Source organism: Rhodococcus sp. NPDC058505 (genome assembly GCF_042720095.1).
In the GTDB taxonomy this organism is placed as follows: Bacteria; Actinomycetota; Actinomycetes; order Mycobacteriales; family Mycobacteriaceae; genus Rhodococcus_G.
The window spans coordinates 202918-217136 of the sequence record NZ_JBHXNB010000005.1 but is presented as its reverse complement, the minus strand read 5'-3'; the positions used below and the strand labels follow the sequence as shown (position 1 = coordinate 217136).

At 70.9% G+C, this 14219-nt stretch carries 14 protein-coding genes; 3 read left to right on the top strand and 11 right to left on the bottom strand.

What is annotated here, in order from left to right; all coding sequences use genetic code 11:
* Window positions 1–244: 244 nt before the first annotated feature.
* The 3 genes from ACFWPA_RS06425 to ACFWPA_RS06415 all read right to left on the bottom strand — a co-directional run bounded on the left by ACFWPA_RS06425 (window position 245) and on the right by ACFWPA_RS06415 (window position 2981).
* Complete coding sequence (locus ACFWPA_RS06425; protein WP_378569861.1) at window positions 245–766, bottom strand: GyrI-like domain-containing protein; 522 nt, start codon at window positions 764–766, stop codon at window positions 245–247.
* 223 nt (window positions 767–989) lie between these two features.
* Window positions 990–1418, bottom strand: coding sequence for a Fur family transcriptional regulator (locus ACFWPA_RS06420; RefSeq protein ID WP_378507710.1), 429 nt, complete (start codon window positions 1416–1418; stop codon window positions 990–992).
* 99 nt (window positions 1419–1517) lie between these two features.
* A complete protein-coding gene (locus tag ACFWPA_RS06415) occupies window positions 1518–2981 on the bottom strand; it encodes a catalase (protein ID WP_378569860.1) in 1464 nt (487 codons plus the stop codon).
* Window positions 2982–3447: 466 nt separating this feature from the next.
* Between ACFWPA_RS06415 and ACFWPA_RS06410 the strand changes: the two genes are divergently transcribed.
* Both ACFWPA_RS06410 and ACFWPA_RS06405 read left to right on the top strand, forming a co-directional pair.
* Window positions 3448–4383, top strand: a complete 936-nt coding sequence (locus ACFWPA_RS06410) for a hypothetical protein (protein ID WP_378569874.1) — start codon at window positions 3448–3450, stop codon at window positions 4381–4383.
* 9 nt (window positions 4384–4392) lie between these two features.
* Entirely contained in the window at window positions 4393–4776 is a 384-nt protein-coding gene (locus tag ACFWPA_RS06405) for a DUF309 domain-containing protein (protein ID WP_378569859.1), read from the top strand.
* Between the two features lie 7 nt (window positions 4777–4783).
* Here ACFWPA_RS06405 and ACFWPA_RS06400 read toward each other — a convergent pair whose 3' ends face one another.
* From ACFWPA_RS06400 to ACFWPA_RS06375, 6 genes are all read right to left on the bottom strand, one after another.
* Window positions 4784–5380 (bottom strand): class F sortase, encoded by a 597-nt coding sequence (locus ACFWPA_RS06400; RefSeq protein ID WP_378569858.1) that lies wholly within the window; start codon window positions 5378–5380, stop codon window positions 4784–4786.
* Window positions 5361–7214 carry a hypothetical protein gene (locus ACFWPA_RS06395; RefSeq protein WP_378569857.1) on the bottom strand — a complete coding sequence of 618 codons (1854 nt, stop codon included), beginning with the start codon at window positions 7212–7214 and terminating at the stop codon, window positions 5361–5363. The genes ACFWPA_RS06400 and ACFWPA_RS06395 overlap by 20 nt, the downstream gene beginning before the upstream one ends.
* Window positions 7215–7550: 336 nt before the next feature.
* Window positions 7551–8588, bottom strand: coding sequence for an aspartate-semialdehyde dehydrogenase (locus tag ACFWPA_RS06390; RefSeq protein ID WP_378507705.1), 1038 nt, complete (start codon window positions 8586–8588; stop codon window positions 7551–7553).
* 4 nt (window positions 8589–8592) lie between these two features.
* Window positions 8593–9858 (bottom strand): aspartate kinase, encoded by a 1266-nt coding sequence (locus tag ACFWPA_RS06385; RefSeq protein WP_378507704.1) that lies wholly within the window; start codon window positions 9856–9858, stop codon window positions 8593–8595.
* Window positions 9859–10152: 294 nt separating this feature from the next.
* On the bottom strand, window positions 10153–10494 hold the full coding sequence (locus ACFWPA_RS06380) for a DUF3703 domain-containing protein (protein ID WP_378507703.1): 342 nt from the start codon (window positions 10492–10494) through the stop codon (window positions 10153–10155).
* 25 nt (window positions 10495–10519) lie between these two features.
* On the bottom strand, window positions 10520–10864 hold the full coding sequence (locus ACFWPA_RS06375; RefSeq protein ID WP_378569856.1) for an ArsR/SmtB family transcription factor: 345 nt from the start codon (window positions 10862–10864) through the stop codon (window positions 10520–10522).
* 93 nt (window positions 10865–10957) lie between these two features.
* Here ACFWPA_RS06375 and ACFWPA_RS06370 point away from each other — a divergent pair, with 93 nt between their 5' ends.
* Window positions 10958–12493: a bifunctional 3'-5' exonuclease/DNA polymerase gene (locus tag ACFWPA_RS06370; RefSeq protein ID WP_378569855.1), complete on the top strand. Its 1536-nt coding sequence runs from the start codon at window positions 10958–10960 to the stop codon at window positions 12491–12493.
* Between the two features lie 23 nt (window positions 12494–12516).
* Here the strand turns inward: ACFWPA_RS06370 and ACFWPA_RS06365 are convergent, their stop codons facing one another.
* Both ACFWPA_RS06365 and ACFWPA_RS06360 read right to left on the bottom strand, forming a co-directional pair.
* Window positions 12517–13521, bottom strand: coding sequence for a patatin-like phospholipase family protein (locus tag ACFWPA_RS06365; RefSeq protein WP_378569854.1), 1005 nt, complete (start codon window positions 13519–13521; stop codon window positions 12517–12519).
* 41 nt (window positions 13522–13562) lie between these two features.
* Window positions 13563–14219 carry a GAP family protein gene (locus ACFWPA_RS06360; RefSeq protein WP_378569853.1) on the bottom strand — a complete coding sequence of 219 codons (657 nt, stop codon included), beginning with the start codon at window positions 14217–14219 and terminating at the stop codon, window positions 13563–13565.

The following is a 14219-nucleotide window of genomic DNA, read 5'->3' as shown; positions in this document are numbered from 1 at the left end:
CCACACCTTCACCACCGACGGCGACCACACCATCACCGCCGTCTACTCCGGTGACAGCACCCACAACCCGTCGACCGCGGCCGCCGAGACGGTGCGCGTCTCCGGATCCGGTGAACCGGGCACCCCGGGCGGCGGGTTCGGCTCGCTGGAGAACCTCTTCAGCTCGTAGGCCCTCCCGATGACGAACGCCCCCACCGCGCGGTGGGGGCGTTCGTCGTCGGCGGGTACGGGCACGGAACCCGGTTCAGGACACGGCAACCCGATCGGTCAGCGCGATCACGTCGGTCCGCATCGTCGCGGGGTCGACGTCGGGGGTCGGCTCCGTGACGTACACCTCGACCAACCCGCCCGCGCGCAGCGGCACCCCGGCGGTGTGCACGGCGGTCATGAGCTTCTCCCAGGCGGTCGCCAACGTGTCGTAGGGCCCGAGATGCGAGAACGCGGCGGCCGGGCCTGCGGTGACGACGCTGCCCGTGATGTCACCCGCCGGCGTGCTGAGCGGGTCGGCGAGCGGCCGGGCGATCGGGAACCCGATCTCGATGTCGAAGACCTGCGACGGGTCGCCGTGGTAGATCGCAACGGCGGGACCGGTGGGGGTCACCGCGCCGCTGGCGATCAGCGCGCCGAGTGCCCGGAATCCGGCGTCGAATAGCGTCGGAAGATCGGTCACGGAGACGGCGTCGTGGCGGAGTACGGCGACCTGCGTCTCGTCGAGATCGAGCCAGGTGACGTCGGTGTGCGGCCGAGCGGGAACGAGGGGGGACATCTCGGGACCTCCTGGGTGGGCGGGCAGGACGGTGAATGCCGGTGCCGGTCCAGGGTAGATCGGGGAGCCGACACGGCGGCGCCGCCCGATCCGCGGGGGCATGATGGTGTTGAGCACTACGAGGGGAGGCGGCCGTGGAGACCGTGTTGTTTTTCCTGTTCGCGTGCGTCGCATACTGGTGGTCGAACTGGTGACGCCGCCCCGGTGATCGAGACCGTGTCGCTCAGGCCCGGCAGGACGGGCACACGCCCCAGAACACGACTTCGGCCTCGTCGATCGCAAAACCGTGCGCGTTCGAGGGCTCCAGGCAGGGCGCGTGTCCCACCGCGCAGTCCACGTCGACGACGGTTCCGCACGCCCGGCACACCAGGTGATGGTGGTTGTCGCCGGTGCGCGTCTCGAACAGTGCGGGTGAGCCTGCCGGCTCGATGCGACGAACGAGTCCGGCCTTCACGCAGGCCTTGAGGACGTCGTAGACGGCCTGGGTGGACACCGATCCGAGATCCGCGCGGACCTCGGCGGCGACACCATCCGCATCGGTGTGCGGCCGGGCGGCGACCGCGTTGAGAACAGCGACCCGTGGCGCGGTCACCCGGAGACCCGCCGAGCGCAGCAGGGCGCGCGGGTCTGCATGGGGGTCGGCGTCGCGCATGGTCCCAGTATCGGGTGCATTTCTGGAATAAGTCAAGAAAACCCTCCCCGCCGCGGGTAGCGGGGACCGCGGCGAACGGTCCCCGCTACCGGCGGTGCATCAGGCGTCGAGGGCGGCGAGGGCCTTCGTGACACCCTCCCCGTACGCCGGATCGCACTTGGTGCAGTTGTCGATGTGCCGCTTGATGATCTGCGGGTCGACGCCGTGGATGTTGCGGGCGGTGTTGTCGAACAACGCCTGCTTCTGCTCGGCGTTCATCAGGTTGAACAGCGCCCGGGGCTGCGAGTAGTAGTCGTCGTCGTCCGCTCGGTAGTCGAACCGGTCGGCGACCGCGCCGACCGCCTGCGCGGGCTCGCGGTACTGGGACTGCTCCTGCCACTTGCCGTACGAGTTCGGCTCGTAGTGCAGCGAGCTGCCGTGGTTGCCGTCCACCCGCATGGCGCCGTCCCGGTGGAAGTTCGCCACCGGGCAGCGGGGCGCGTTGACCGGGATCTGGAAGTTGTTGACGCCCAGCCGGTATCGCTGCGCGTCACCGTAGGAGAACAGGCGACCCTGCAGCATCCGGTCCGGCGAGAAGCTGATTCCGGGCACCACGTGTGCGGGGTTGAAGGCGGCCTGCTCGACCTCCGCGAAGTAGTTGTCGGGGTTGCGGTTGAGCTCCCATTCGCCGACCTCGATCAGCGGGTAGTCGCCCTTCGGCCACACCTTGGTCAGGTCGAACGGGTGGTACGGCACCTTCTCCGCGTCGGCCTCCGGCATGATCTGCACCATCAGCTTCCACTTCGGGAACTCGCCGCGCTCGATCGCCTCATACAGGTCGCGCTGGTGACTCTCCCGGTCCTGGCCGACGAGCTCGGTCGCCTGAGCATCGGTGAGATTCTCGATACCCTGCTGGCAGCGGTGATGGAACTTGACCCAGTACCGCTCGCCCGCGGCATTGATGAAACTGAAGGTGTGCGAACCGAATCCGTGCATCGTGCGGTAGGAGGCGGGGATACCGCGGTCGCTCATCACGATGGTGACCTGATGCAGCGCCTCGGGAAGATTGGTCCAGAAGTCCCAGTTGTTGTTGGCGCTGCGCATGTTGGTGCGCGGGTCCCGCTTGACCGCGTGGTTGAGGTCCGGGAACTTGAGCGGGTCACGGAAGAAGAACACCGGGGTGTTGTTGCCGACGAGGTCCCAGTTCCCCTCCTCGGTGTAGAACTTCACCGCGAAGCCGCGGATGTCCCGTTCGGCGTCGGCGGCGCCGCGCTCTCCCGCGACGGTCGAGAACCGCGCGAACAGCTCGGTCTTCTTGCCGACCTCGGAGAAGATCTTCGCCGAGGTGTACTTCGTGATGTCGTTCGTGACGGTGAAGGTGCCGAACGCGCCGGAGCCCTTCGCGTGCATGCGCCGCTCCGGGATGACCTCCCGGTCGAAGTGGGCGAGCTTCTCGAGGAACCAGACGTCCTGCAGCAGCTGCGGACCGCGGGGTCCGGCGGTGGCGACGTTCTGGTTGTCCGGTACCGGCGCGCCGACCGCGGTAGTCAGGGTGGTGTCGGTGGACTTCGGGTCTGTGCTCATGAAGTGATCCCTTCGCTGTTCTCCGCACTCTCGGCGCGGTGGTCGTTCTGCTCTGGACCTCGGTTGAACCCGGCGGTGACCTGCCGCGGGGGCTGAGGCCGCGGCGGGGTTGGGAACCCGATCACCTCCCCCACTGCAACACCTTTTCTGGAATTAGTCAAGAAAAGGCGGCGGCGGGTCCACCGACAGCTTCCCCCTCGCGGCCCCGGGCGCCGGGGAGGCGAGCGGCGTGTTGCGGGCGGACGCCCCCACCCGGACGGGGCCGACCTCATCCGGCGAGGGTGACGCCCGCGACCCGCCCGCTTCCTAGGATCGACGCCATGTCCACCGAGCGAATCAAGGTTGTCACCGCCATCGTCGTCGTCGCCCTGGTCCTGACCGCGGCCCCGATCCTCGTCGCCATCCTGTTCTGAGTCGGCCCGGCCATCGAATCTCCGGGGAACGCGCAAGGGCGGCGGCCGCGATGATGAAGTCCACGAAGCTCTCGGTCGGTTTGGCGCGGGAGGCCCTCGAGGTCCAGAAGCAGTCGGCACAGGGATGGATGCGGCGCACCGCACCGGGCCGAACCGTCAGCCGGGTGATCAGGGGGCTGATCGACATCGAACTGGGTGATCGGTCCATGACGCTCGCCGCGCAGGAGTTCACCTCGGTGCTGCCGGTGATCATCGCGATCGGCACGATCGGCAACCTCGGCGCCGTCTCGGAATCCCTGTCCGACCAGCTCGGCATCGACCCGGGCGCGCTGACCACGGTCACCCGAATCACGGCCGACACGGTCGAGTCGAGTCCCCCGACCTTCGCCGCGTTCGGCCTGATCGGCGTGCTCATGGTGCTGCTCAGCGGCACCTCCTTCGCGCGGGCCCTCGGCCGGGTGTACGGGAGGGTCTGGGGGGTGCCGCCGCTGACGATCCGCGGGTGGTGGCGCTGGGTTGCCGTGCTGATCGCGGTCGCCAGCGCCATCGGCCTGCTCGGGTGGGTGCGCAACGTCGACTCGGTCGACTGGATCGGGCCGCCGCTGGCGGTGGCCGGGTCCGCGACCGTCTGGTTCCTGCTCTGGTCCGCGGTCCCGTACCTGCTCACCGAGGGGAGGCTGGCCGGTCGGGTGCTGTGGGCGACGGCGGGCGCCTCGTCGGCGGGGCTGACCGTGTTGGGAATCGCGGGCGCGGTCTACCTGCCGCTCGCCTCCTCCTCTGCGTCCCAGAAGTTCGGCGAACTCGGCCTGGTGTTCACGGCGATCACCTGGCTGTTCATCCAGTCCGGGGTCGTTGTCGCGGCGACCGTGGTCGTGAAGGCCCTCGCCCTCGACGAGGGTGTCGTCGGCAGGTTGCTGCGCGGCCCGGAACCCCCAGCCGCCGACGACGCCGCGCGCCGGTTCCTTCCCGACCCCGAGCGCACCGGCTAGCGTGCAGGCATGACCGACCTGCCTCCGAGGTTCGCGCCGGCTGCCACCGTCACCGAGGCGCAGCGCCTGCTCGACCACGGCGCCCCCGAGGAGGCTGCGACGCTGCTCGCCGGGGCCGCGGCGTCGGCGCCCGACGACGAACTCGAACTGTGGCAGGGACTGGCGCTGCTGACCGAGGGACTCACGCAGCTGACGCGTCGCGACAACGACGCCGCGGCGAGGTCCTTGCGCCGCGGCGCCGATCTGCTCGGTGCGCACACCGCGAACCCGCCGCACGCCCTCGACGTCCCCGGCCTGATCGCGTGGGCGGAGCACCTGGTGACCGAGCTCGACGAGCCCGCGGCATCCGCCCGGCCGGACCGGCCCCCGGTCCCCCGCCTCCGGCTCCCCTGACCCGCGGTCAGCGTCCGACCAGTTGCGCGACCACGACGAAGTTGTCGTCGGTCGGCTCCCCGTCCCGGACGTCGCAGTTGGCCAGGATTAACCGGCCAGCCACCGGGGCGCGCAGCTCGTGCTCACCGAGCAGCGACCCCTTCGGCAGCGGCCCGACCGTCTCGACGGCGTACTCGAGCACACCCGACGGCGTGCGCAGCAGCACGCGGTCCCCCGGTTCGACCACGCGCAGTGCGCGAAACGGCGCCTCGCGGCGAGAGTAGTTGTGCCCCACCACGACCGCGGTCTGCGTCGACGCACTCCCCGGCATCCCGCTCTCGGCCCACCACACCGGACGCTCGTCGACCGGATCGAGTCGCTGCCCGTCCCGCCACAGCGGATCGGGGTGCAGCGCGCTGCTCAGATAGGTCATCCCGGCCCCGCTGCGCAGCTCGATGTGGTTCGGTTCGGCGGGCGCGACGAACGGCGCCGGTGCGGCCGCGTCGATCTGCGGCCGTACCGGCGCGCGTTCGGGCGGGCCGATGCCCTGCCCCCCGCACGCGAGGAGCAGGCACGACAGCCCCACCGCGAGCAGGACGCCGAACCTACGCGGCGGTGTCGGCACCGCCGCCCTGCCGTCGACGCCAGGCGATCGCACCGGCGGCCCCCGCCGCACCCGCGAGGCCGAGACCGAGCACGATCGGCAGGGCGGAGCCGGACCCGTCCGCGGAGTCGCCGAGCGCGAGATCGACCGGAGGAAGTCCACCGCCGAGGGCCGTCGCCCCGGAGGCATCGGTGGTGAGGTAGTCGACGACCTCGAACGCGCCCGCGGTGTTGCGGAACCCGACGAGCTTGACGCCGGTCTTCTCGACGACGGCGATGTTGTCGCCGACCTGGGTGACCCCGGTACCGGGCGTGGTGGTGTCACCGATGACGACATCGGTGTCGCCGAGGTCGGTCCCCGCGGCGATGTCCTCGGCGGCCTGCTTCTTCAGGTCCTCGACTGCCTTCGTCGCGCTGTCCGACTCCGCCTGCGCCGCCTCGGCCGCCGTGGCGGCCTCGTCGGCCTTCGCCTTCGCCTCATCGGCCGCGGCCTGTGCCTGCTCGGCAGCCACGTACAGCTCCTGCGCCTTCGCGGCGGCGGCGTCGGCCGTGGTGGCCTTCTCCGCGGCGGCCTTGCTGGCGGCGTCGGCGGCGGCCCGCTTGTCGGTGGCGGTCTCGCCCGCGGCGGCCGCCTCCTGACCGGCTAGGTCCGCGGCAGCCCTCGCCTCGTCGGCGGCGTCCTGCGCGGCCTTTGCCTCGGCGGCGGCATCCTGCGCGGCCTTCGTCGCGGCGTCGGCGGTGGTGGTGGCGTCGGCGGCGGTCTGCTCCGCGGCCTTGGCCGCCTCTTCCGCTGCGGCGGCGGTCTTCTCGGCGGCGACGGCCTTCGTTCGAAGCAACTCGGCCTCGTGCTCCGCCTTGGCCGCTTCCCAGGCAGCGGCCATGGCCTTGCCGATCTTCCCCTTCTTCACCGCGGTCTCGGCTTCCTGCCACTTCGCGTCGGCCAGCTTCTTCTTCGTGTCCACGTCCGCCTGGGCAGCGGCGGCGGCGGACTTCTTCTGGTCCGCGTCCGCCCGCGCGGCGTCGGCAGCGGCCCGCTCCGCGGAGCCGTCGGGGGTGCCCTCCGCGGCCTTCGCCAGCTCGTCGGCGGTCTTCTTCGCCTCGTCGGCGGCGGCCTGGGCGTCCGCGGCCGCCTGCTCGGCCGTCGCCAGCGCGGCGTTCGCGTCGGTCGCCGCCCGCTCGGCCGTGACCGCTTCCTCCTCCGCGGCCGTCGCCTGCTCCTGCGCCCGGTTCGCCTCGACGGCGGCCTTCGTCGCCTCGACACTGGCCTTGGTCATCGCCTCGGTGGCCGCGGCGGCCTCCTTCGCGGCGACGGCCGAGGCGTCCCCCGACGTCGCGGCCTCGGCGGCGGCCTTCTTCGCTGCCTCGGCGGCGGCCTTCGCCTTGGCCTCTGCCTCGGCGATGGCGGCGTCGTCGACGGCCGTCCCAGCGCTCCCGGTCGCCCCGCCGGTGCTGCCGGTCCCCCCGCCGCTACCTACGCTGCCCGTTCCTGCCGAGCCCGCGGTCCCCGCGCCGCCCTGTTGCAGGTCCCCGCCCGACTGCTGCCCGCCGGACTGCTGATCACCGGACTGCTGATCACCGGACTGCGGCTGGTCGCCCGGCTGCGACTGATCGCCCGGCTGCGACTGATCGGCTGGCTGCGGCTGGTCGCCGGATCCAGACTCGTTCGTGGTCCCGGCGTCCCCCGCGGAGGCACCATCGGTGTTGCTGGTCTGTGTGGTCTGTTCTGGGCCGCTGCCCTCCACCGGATCCTGCGCCCACCCCATGGCTGGCGCGCTCACCGCCACGCCGAGCGCCACCGTCGCGGCCGCCGCCACGGTCCGAATCCGGTGTGCCCCTGCCGTCGAACGACGTGTCATGTCCCCACCTTCCGGCCTTCCTGCTGAAGGCTGCGGTCCCCCCGACGGCGTGTGCGCCGGGCCGGTCATCGCCCTCATGCGAAAACCCCGGCAGCCGAACGACTCCGGGGCGGCATTGCCCCCGCCATGCATTTCGCATTGGACGAGCATTACGTCGGCAGTGGTCGCACAGGTGTTACTCAGGCAACACCTGTCACAGCCGAAGGACCACGTCATGGAGCTGGGATTCGATCGTTCGACGGACACCCGGAAACGCACGTTCCCCGATGCCGCGTCGGGTCACCTGAGGTGAGCCGACGCGGCATCGGGGAACGGAGTAGAGGCTGGCGTGTCGGACTAGCCGACGAGCAGCTCCGCGATCTGAATGGTGTTCAGCGCGGCACCCTTACGGAGATTGTCGCCGCACACGAACAGCGCGAGGCCGCGGCCTCCGGGGACACCCGGATCCTGACGGATGCGACCGACCAGCGACGGGTCCTTGCCCGCGGCGGCCAGCGGGGTCGGCACCTCCACCAGCTCGACGCCGGGCGCGTCGGCGAGCAGTTCCTTCGCCCGCTCCACCGACAGCGGGTTGCCGAACTCGGCGTTGATCGACAGCGAGTGCCCGGTCACCACCGGGACGCGGACGCAGGTGCCGCTGACCAGCAGATCCGGAACGCCGAGGATCTTGCGGGACTCGTTGCGCAGCTTCTGGTCCTCGTCGGTCTCGCCGCTGCCGTCCTCGACGAGCGCGCCTGCGAGCGGGATGACGTCGAAGGCGATCGGCGCGACGTACTTGTTCGGTGCAGGGAAATCGACGGAGGAACCGTCGTGGACGAGCTTCTCCGCGTTGTCGACGACCGCGCGGACCTGGCCGACGAGCTCCTCGACACCGGCAAGACCGCTGCCGGACACCGCCTGGTAGCTGGACACGATCATCCGCTGCAGGCCCGCCTCGTCGTGCAGCACCTTGAGCACCGGCATCGCGGCCATCGTGGTGCAGTTCGGGTTGGCGATGATGCCCTTCGGCGGGTTCTTCGCCTCCTCCGGGTTCACCTCGCTGACCACGAGCGGGACCTCGGGGTCCTTGCGCCACGCGGACGAGTTGTCGATGACGGTGGCGCCAGCGGCGGCGAACCGGGGGGCCTGCGCACGCGACAGCGTCGCACCGGCCGAGAACAGCGCGATGTCGATGCCCTTGAGGTCCTCGTCGGAAACCGCGGCGGCGTCCTCGACGACGATGTCCTTACCGCGGAACGGCAGCGTGGTTCCCGCGGACCGGGCGGACGCGAAGAACCGCACCGTGTCGGCGGGGAAGTTGCGCTCCTCCAGGAGGGTGCGCATGACCGCGCCGACCTGTCCGGTGGCGCCGACGACAGCGATGGTCAGTGCCATGGGGTTACCGTCCCGTTCCTGCGTGGACGACGGCCTCTTCGTCGCCGCCCAGATCGAATGCCTTGTGGATCGCGCGCACCGCGTCGTCGAGGTCGCCCTCGTCGACGAGCACCGAGATCCGGATCTCCGAGGTCGAGATCAGATCGATGTTGATGCCCGCCTCCGCGAGCGCCTCGCAGAAGGTGGCGGTGACGCCGGGGTGGCTCTTCATGCCGGCACCGACGAGGGACACCTTGCCGATCGCCTCGTTGGACAGGATCTCGGAGAACCCGATCTCGCCCTGCAGCTCCGTCAGCTTCGCGACGGCGGCGGGCAGGTCGGTCTGCGGCAGCGTGAAGGTGATGTCGGTCTTGCCCGTGTCCACCTTCGAGATGTTCTGCAACACCATGTCGATGTTGATCTCGGTCTCCGCGACGGCGCGGAACACCTTGGCCGCGTACCCCGGAACGTCGGGCAGGCCGACGACGGTGACCTTGGCCTCCGAGCGGTCGTGTGCGACGCCGGTGAGGATGGCTTCTTCCACGGGAATGTCCTCCATCGATCCGGACACCATGGTGCCGGGCTTGGTGGTGTACGAGGAGCGGACGTGCACGGGCACGTTGTAGCGGCGGGCGTACTCGACGCAGCGCAGCATCAGGACCTTCGCCCCGCATGCCGCCATCTCCAGCATCTCCTCGAAGGAGACGGTGTCGAGCCGCTGCGCGTCGGACACGATCCGCGGGTCGGCGGTGTAGATGCCGTCGACGTCGGTGTAGATCTCGCAGACATCCGCCTTGAGCGCCGCGGCGAGGGCGACCGCGGTGGTGTCGGAGCCGCCGCGCCCGAGGGTGGTGACGTCCTTGCTGTCCTGGCTGACGCCCTGGAAGCCGGCGACCAGCACGATCGACCCGCGGTCGAGCGCGTCGCGAACGCGTCCCGGGGTGACGTCGATGATCTTCGCGTTGCCGTGCGCGCCGGTGGTGATGACGCCAGCCTGCGAGCCGGTGAACGACCGGGCCTCCTCGCCGAGGCCGTGAATAGCCATCGCGACGAGGGCGTTGGAAATCCGCTCACCCGACGTCAGGAGCATGTCCATCTCGCGGGCCGGGGGGGTGCCGCACACCTGCTGCGCAAGATCCAGCAGTTCGTCCGTGGTGTCACCCATCGCGGACACGACGACGACGACGTCGTTGCCCGCGCGTTTGGTCTCCACGATCCGTTCGGCGACACGTCGGATGCGTTCGGCGGATGCCACCGAGGATCCGCCGTACTTCTGGACGACGAGCGCCACGCCAATCAACCTCCGGGTTTGGGGTCCGTTGTAGGAAGTCCGATGGTCAAGCTTACCGACGGGGTCGGCGCCGCCCGCACCCAGCCGTGCCGCCGACGTCACGCCGCTGCGCGGGGGCCGTTTCCCCGCCACGATTAACCCGCTGAACATTGCCCGACGGATGCGCGTGCGTGCGGTGCAGGAGCGCATCGGGGTGGCCGCTGGCGGCACTGCTCGGCGGTGCCGCGCAGTACCCGCTGCCGCTGCTCTCGCCAAGGCGTACCCGACCGGGTCGGTGAGCTGGACCGGCCTGCGTCACCGCGACAGCAACTCCGCCAGGTCCGCCGGAATCGGCATCGGGGTCCGGAGGCCGGCGGCGACACGGCCGGTGTTGCCGTCCGGAAAGCGGCCAGCCAGCGATCCGGGTGCGGCGACGGCGATCCGCAGCACCTGCCCCAGCGCTTCGCGTCGGTCGCGTTGGCGCACGGCGAGGACGAACATGGCGACGTGGTTGCAGGTGTGCAGCCACGGATCCGGCTGGGAGGCGATGTGGGCCCGCTCCAGGTGCCGCCACCGCGTCTGGGCGGTCGTTGCCCCCCTCGCCGCGGCCATCTCCCCGCGGTACACGGCGCGCGCGGTCTCGGTCATTCGCGTCATCGAATCGATCCCCTCGGTGGTCGGGTCAGCAGCATTCGCCGGTGTCGGCGTCCGGGCAGCAGCTCGGGTCGACGGCGAGCACCAGCCCGAGCAGGTCATCGAGGGCGTGACCGATCCGGGGGTCGGCCAGTTCGTACCGACTGCGCCGACCCTCAGGAACGGTCGTCACCAGTCCGCAGCCGCGCAGGCAGGCGAGGTGGTTGGACAGGATCTGCCGCGACACCCCGAGCTCGTCGGCCAGCTGGGACGGGTACCCGGGCCCGGAGCGCAGACCCAACAGGATTCGGGCCCGCGTCGCATCCGAGAGGGCGTGCCCGAATCGGGCGAGGGCGTCATGCTGCGTCGGGATCACCACGCAGCAATAGTACATCTGTTTCTGAATTCAGCAATCGATGTACTAATTGGTTGGTCCCCGGACTCAGCCGTGGAGCGGGTGTCGGAGGGATCGGCGAGACTGGGCGCCATGAGGGTGGTGCTGACGCCGGGACGCGACCGGGTGGTCGCGATCCGCACCGGCGACGACGGCACCGCGACCGGCACCCCGGCGGAGTTCCCGGACGCCGCCGCGGCGGTCCGGGCGCTCGAGCCGGAGCGCCCGCGCTGGGTGTGGCCCGACACGGCGAGGGTGTATCCGGAGGTGCTGCGGGCGGGTCTGCGGGTCGACCGCTGCCACGACCTCGCCCTGACCGGCGCAATCCTGGGAACCCGCGACGGGCGACCGGTACACCCGAGTGCGCCTCCGGCGGATACCCGCCCCGCCCTGTTCGACGCCGCCCCGCCGGTGGACCCGGCGGCGGCACTGGCCGAGCACGCCGATCAGCTCGCGCGGATCGGCACGGATGCCCGCCTGCGCCTGCTGGTTGCGGCGGAATCGGCGGGCGCGCTGGCCGGAGCGGAAATGGGCCATGCCGGGTTGCCGTTCTCCACCGCCGCCCATCTGCGACTGCTGGAGGCCGCGCTCGGGCCCCGCGTCCCCGGGGAGGTCCTCCCCGTACGCCTGCGGGAGGCGGCCGACGAGGTCAGCGCCGCGTTCGGCAGGCGGGTGAACCCGGCATCGCAGCAGGAGGTGGTGGGGGCCTTCGCCCGCGACGGTGTCGACCTCTCGTCCACCCGGGCGTGGGTGCTGCGTGAGGTGGACCACCCGGCGACGGCGCCGTTGCTGCGGTACCGGGACCTGGCGAAGCTGCACTCCGCGAACGGCTGGGGGTGGCTCGACGCCTGGGTGCGCGGCGACCGGTTCCGCCCGGTGTACGTGCCGGGCGGGGTGGTGACCGGACGCTGGGCCAGCCGCGGTGGCGGCGCCCTGCAGATTCCGAAACCGGTGCGCGCCAGTGTGATCGCCGACCCCGGGCACACGCTGGTCATCGCCGACGCCGGGCAGCTCGAACCGCGCATCCTGGCCGCGATGTCCGGCGACCCGCGGATGGTCGCCGCCGCCGGGGCCGACGACCTGTATGCCCCGGTCGCCGCGGAGGTGTTCGACGGCGACCGCGCGAAGGCGAAGGTCGCCATCCTCGGGGTGCTGTACGGTGCCACCGCAGGTGAGGCGAAATACCTTCTCACCTTGCTGCGCAGGAGATTTCCCGCGGCGGTGCGCTACGTCGAGGAGGCGGCTCGGGCCGGTGAACGCGGCGAGGTGGTGCACTCGTGGCTGGGCCGGGCCTGCCCCCCGCCCGACGACAGTTGGTGGTCGCACGGCGATGCGCACGCGCGTGGCCGGTTCACCCGGAACTTCGTTGTCCAGGGCACCGCCGCGGAGTGGGCACTGTGCCTGCTCGCCGAACTCCGCCGCCGGCTGGCCGAGGTACCCGACGCGGAACTGGTGTTCTTCCAGCACGACGAGGTGGTGGTGCACTGCCGTGACGCGGAGGCGGCGACCGGGTATGTCCTCGACGCGACGGCGGCCGCGACCCGACTCCTGTTCGGCGACACCGCCGTCCGCTTCCCGATGGATGTCGCCGTGCGCGACTGCTACGCGGACCCCGCACCGGCGGGCTGAGCGACCCGGGATGTCGCCCCGGTTCACGGTCGGTGCGTCCGACGGGCGGGTCGTGCGCCGGAACCCGCCCGCACGCAGTCCGCCCGAAACGCGGCCCAGTCCCACGCCTCGACGAACTCCCGGCCCGCGGTCACGCCGCTCTCGTACAGGGCGGCCGACTTTGCGGCGTCGATCCGGAAGTCGATCGGACTGACGCTGCCGGACGGAACAAACACGGTCCGCCGCACCGTGCACGGATCGTCGACGTAGGCGGCGTCCTGATTCCCGAACAGGATGCCGACCGCGGCGATCCCCAACGCGAGACCGAGCGAGAGCGGCCCCCGCACCGGGTGGGTCGGCGGGACACCCGGCGGTGCCGACAACCGGATCCCGAAGGTGGGCCAGCGGGCCGCGCCCCGTTCCCGGTCGAACAGGTCGATCGGGAAGTTAGCAAGCAGCCCGCCGTCCACCCACGTCGCGCCGCGGACCCGCACCGGAGCGAACAGGAACGGGATCGCCGACGACGCCCGGACCGCCCGCGCCACCGGGAACTCGTCGGCGTCGACCCCGTACCCGGGCAGATCCCACGGGATCCGAACCAGGCGGCGGCGGGACAGATCGGTAGCCGCGACCACCAGCGCCCACCCGTGTCGCTCCGACACATCGCCGGTGCGGAGATCGCCGAACGTGCGCACCCCGAGATCATCGAGGATGCCGCCGAGGAACTTTTCGAGGTAGTCGCCCTGGTACACGCCGTCTGTGGTGACCAGCGAGAGCACGCCGCCGACCAGCGGGATCTTGCCGAGCAGGGTGGTGTCCTCGAACTTGCGGTAGTCGATTCCCGCGATGATCTCGCGCAGCGCGGTCAGCGGCTCCCCGGCCCGCTGCAACGCCGCCGCGAGTGCCGCGACGATCGCGCCTGCGCTGGATCCGGCGATCCGAGGGAAGCTGTACCCCGCCTCGGCGAGCGCGTCCACGGCACCGACCAGCCCGATGCCGCGTACCCCGCCGCCCTCGCACACCAGGTCGGCTCGCAGCTCCGCCGTCATGACTCCAAGTTAGGGGCCGCCGGGGGAACCGGCAACGGCGATCACAGCAACGCGGTCAGGCCCCGGATCGTGAACAGCAGGCCGAATCCGAGGAACACCGCAACCCCGAGTTCCTTGTTACGGCCGACCATCCAGCCCTTCGCCGCGTCGAGGACCCGCCTGGCCCGGTCACCGAGCAGCAGGTACGCGCCGACCGGGATCAGGAAGTCGAGCATTGCGGCCAGGAGCAGCAGCGCGGTGCCGATCAATGCCTGCGGCCAGGTGGAGCCGTAGCTGGCGATGATGCTCATGCCCGACAGCATGATGAACAGGTTCGGGTTGAGGTTGGCCAGCACCAGACCGAGCAGGAAGGACCGCCGCGGTGTCGCCGATTCGAGTTCGACCATCCACTTCGGCTTCTCCGCACCCAGCTTCTTCCGCTGCGACAGTTGCACCAGCCCGACGGCGAGGAACAGCAGACCGACGACAAGGCCGATCCAGTGTGACACCGTCCGCGAGGTGGCCGACGGATCACCCGCGCCGCCGAGGAGGGCGGCGCCCCCGATCGCCGTGTACACGAACAGGAAGGCGGCCGCGAAGCTCAGCGCATTGCGGATCGCGTTGTCCGACTGCAGTAGCAGGATGCACCCCGCGATCGCGGCGGGGGTGATGATCAGCCCGATCATCTCCGGCACCAACAGTGCGATCAGATCGCCCAT

Bases quoted from the DNA above. Each gene is read 5' to 3' on its own strand.
- ACFWPA_RS06425 (WP_378569861.1), bottom strand. From the start codon at position 766: ATGTCCCCCCTCGTTCCCGCTCGGCCGCACACCGACGTCACCTGGCTC.
- ACFWPA_RS06420 (WP_378507710.1), bottom strand. From the start codon at position 1,418: ATGCGCGACGCCGACCCCCATGCAGACCCGCGCGCCCTGCTGCGCTCG.
- ACFWPA_RS06415 (WP_378569860.1), bottom strand. From the start codon at position 2,981: ATGAGCACAGACCCGAAGTCCACCGACACCACCCTGACTACCGCGGTC.
- ACFWPA_RS06410 (WP_378569874.1), top strand. From the start codon at position 3,448: ATGAAGTCCACGAAGCTCTCGGTCGGTTTGGCGCGGGAGGCCCTCGAG.
- ACFWPA_RS06405 (WP_378569859.1), top strand. From the start codon at position 4,393: ATGACCGACCTGCCTCCGAGGTTCGCGCCGGCTGCCACCGTCACCGAG.
- ACFWPA_RS06395 (WP_378569857.1), bottom strand. From the start codon at position 7,214: ATGACACGTCGTTCGACGGCAGGGGCACACCGGATTCGGACCGTGGCG.
- ACFWPA_RS06390 (WP_378507705.1), bottom strand. From the start codon at position 8,588: ATGGCACTGACCATCGCTGTCGTCGGCGCCACCGGACAGGTCGGCGCG.
- ACFWPA_RS06380 (WP_378507703.1), bottom strand. From the start codon at position 10,494: ATGACGCGAATGACCGAGACCGCGCGCGCCGTGTACCGCGGGGAGATG.
- ACFWPA_RS06375 (WP_378569856.1), bottom strand. From the start codon at position 10,864: ATGTACTATTGCTGCGTGGTGATCCCGACGCAGCATGACGCCCTCGCC.
- ACFWPA_RS06370 (WP_378569855.1), top strand. From the start codon at position 10,958: ATGAGGGTGGTGCTGACGCCGGGACGCGACCGGGTGGTCGCGATCCGC.
- ACFWPA_RS06365 (WP_378569854.1), bottom strand. From the start codon at position 13,521: ATGACGGCGGAGCTGCGAGCCGACCTGGTGTGCGAGGGCGGCGGGGTA.
- ACFWPA_RS06360 (WP_378569853.1), bottom strand. From the start codon at position 14,219: ATGGGCGATCTGATCGCACTGTTGGTGCCGGAGATGATCGGGCTGATC.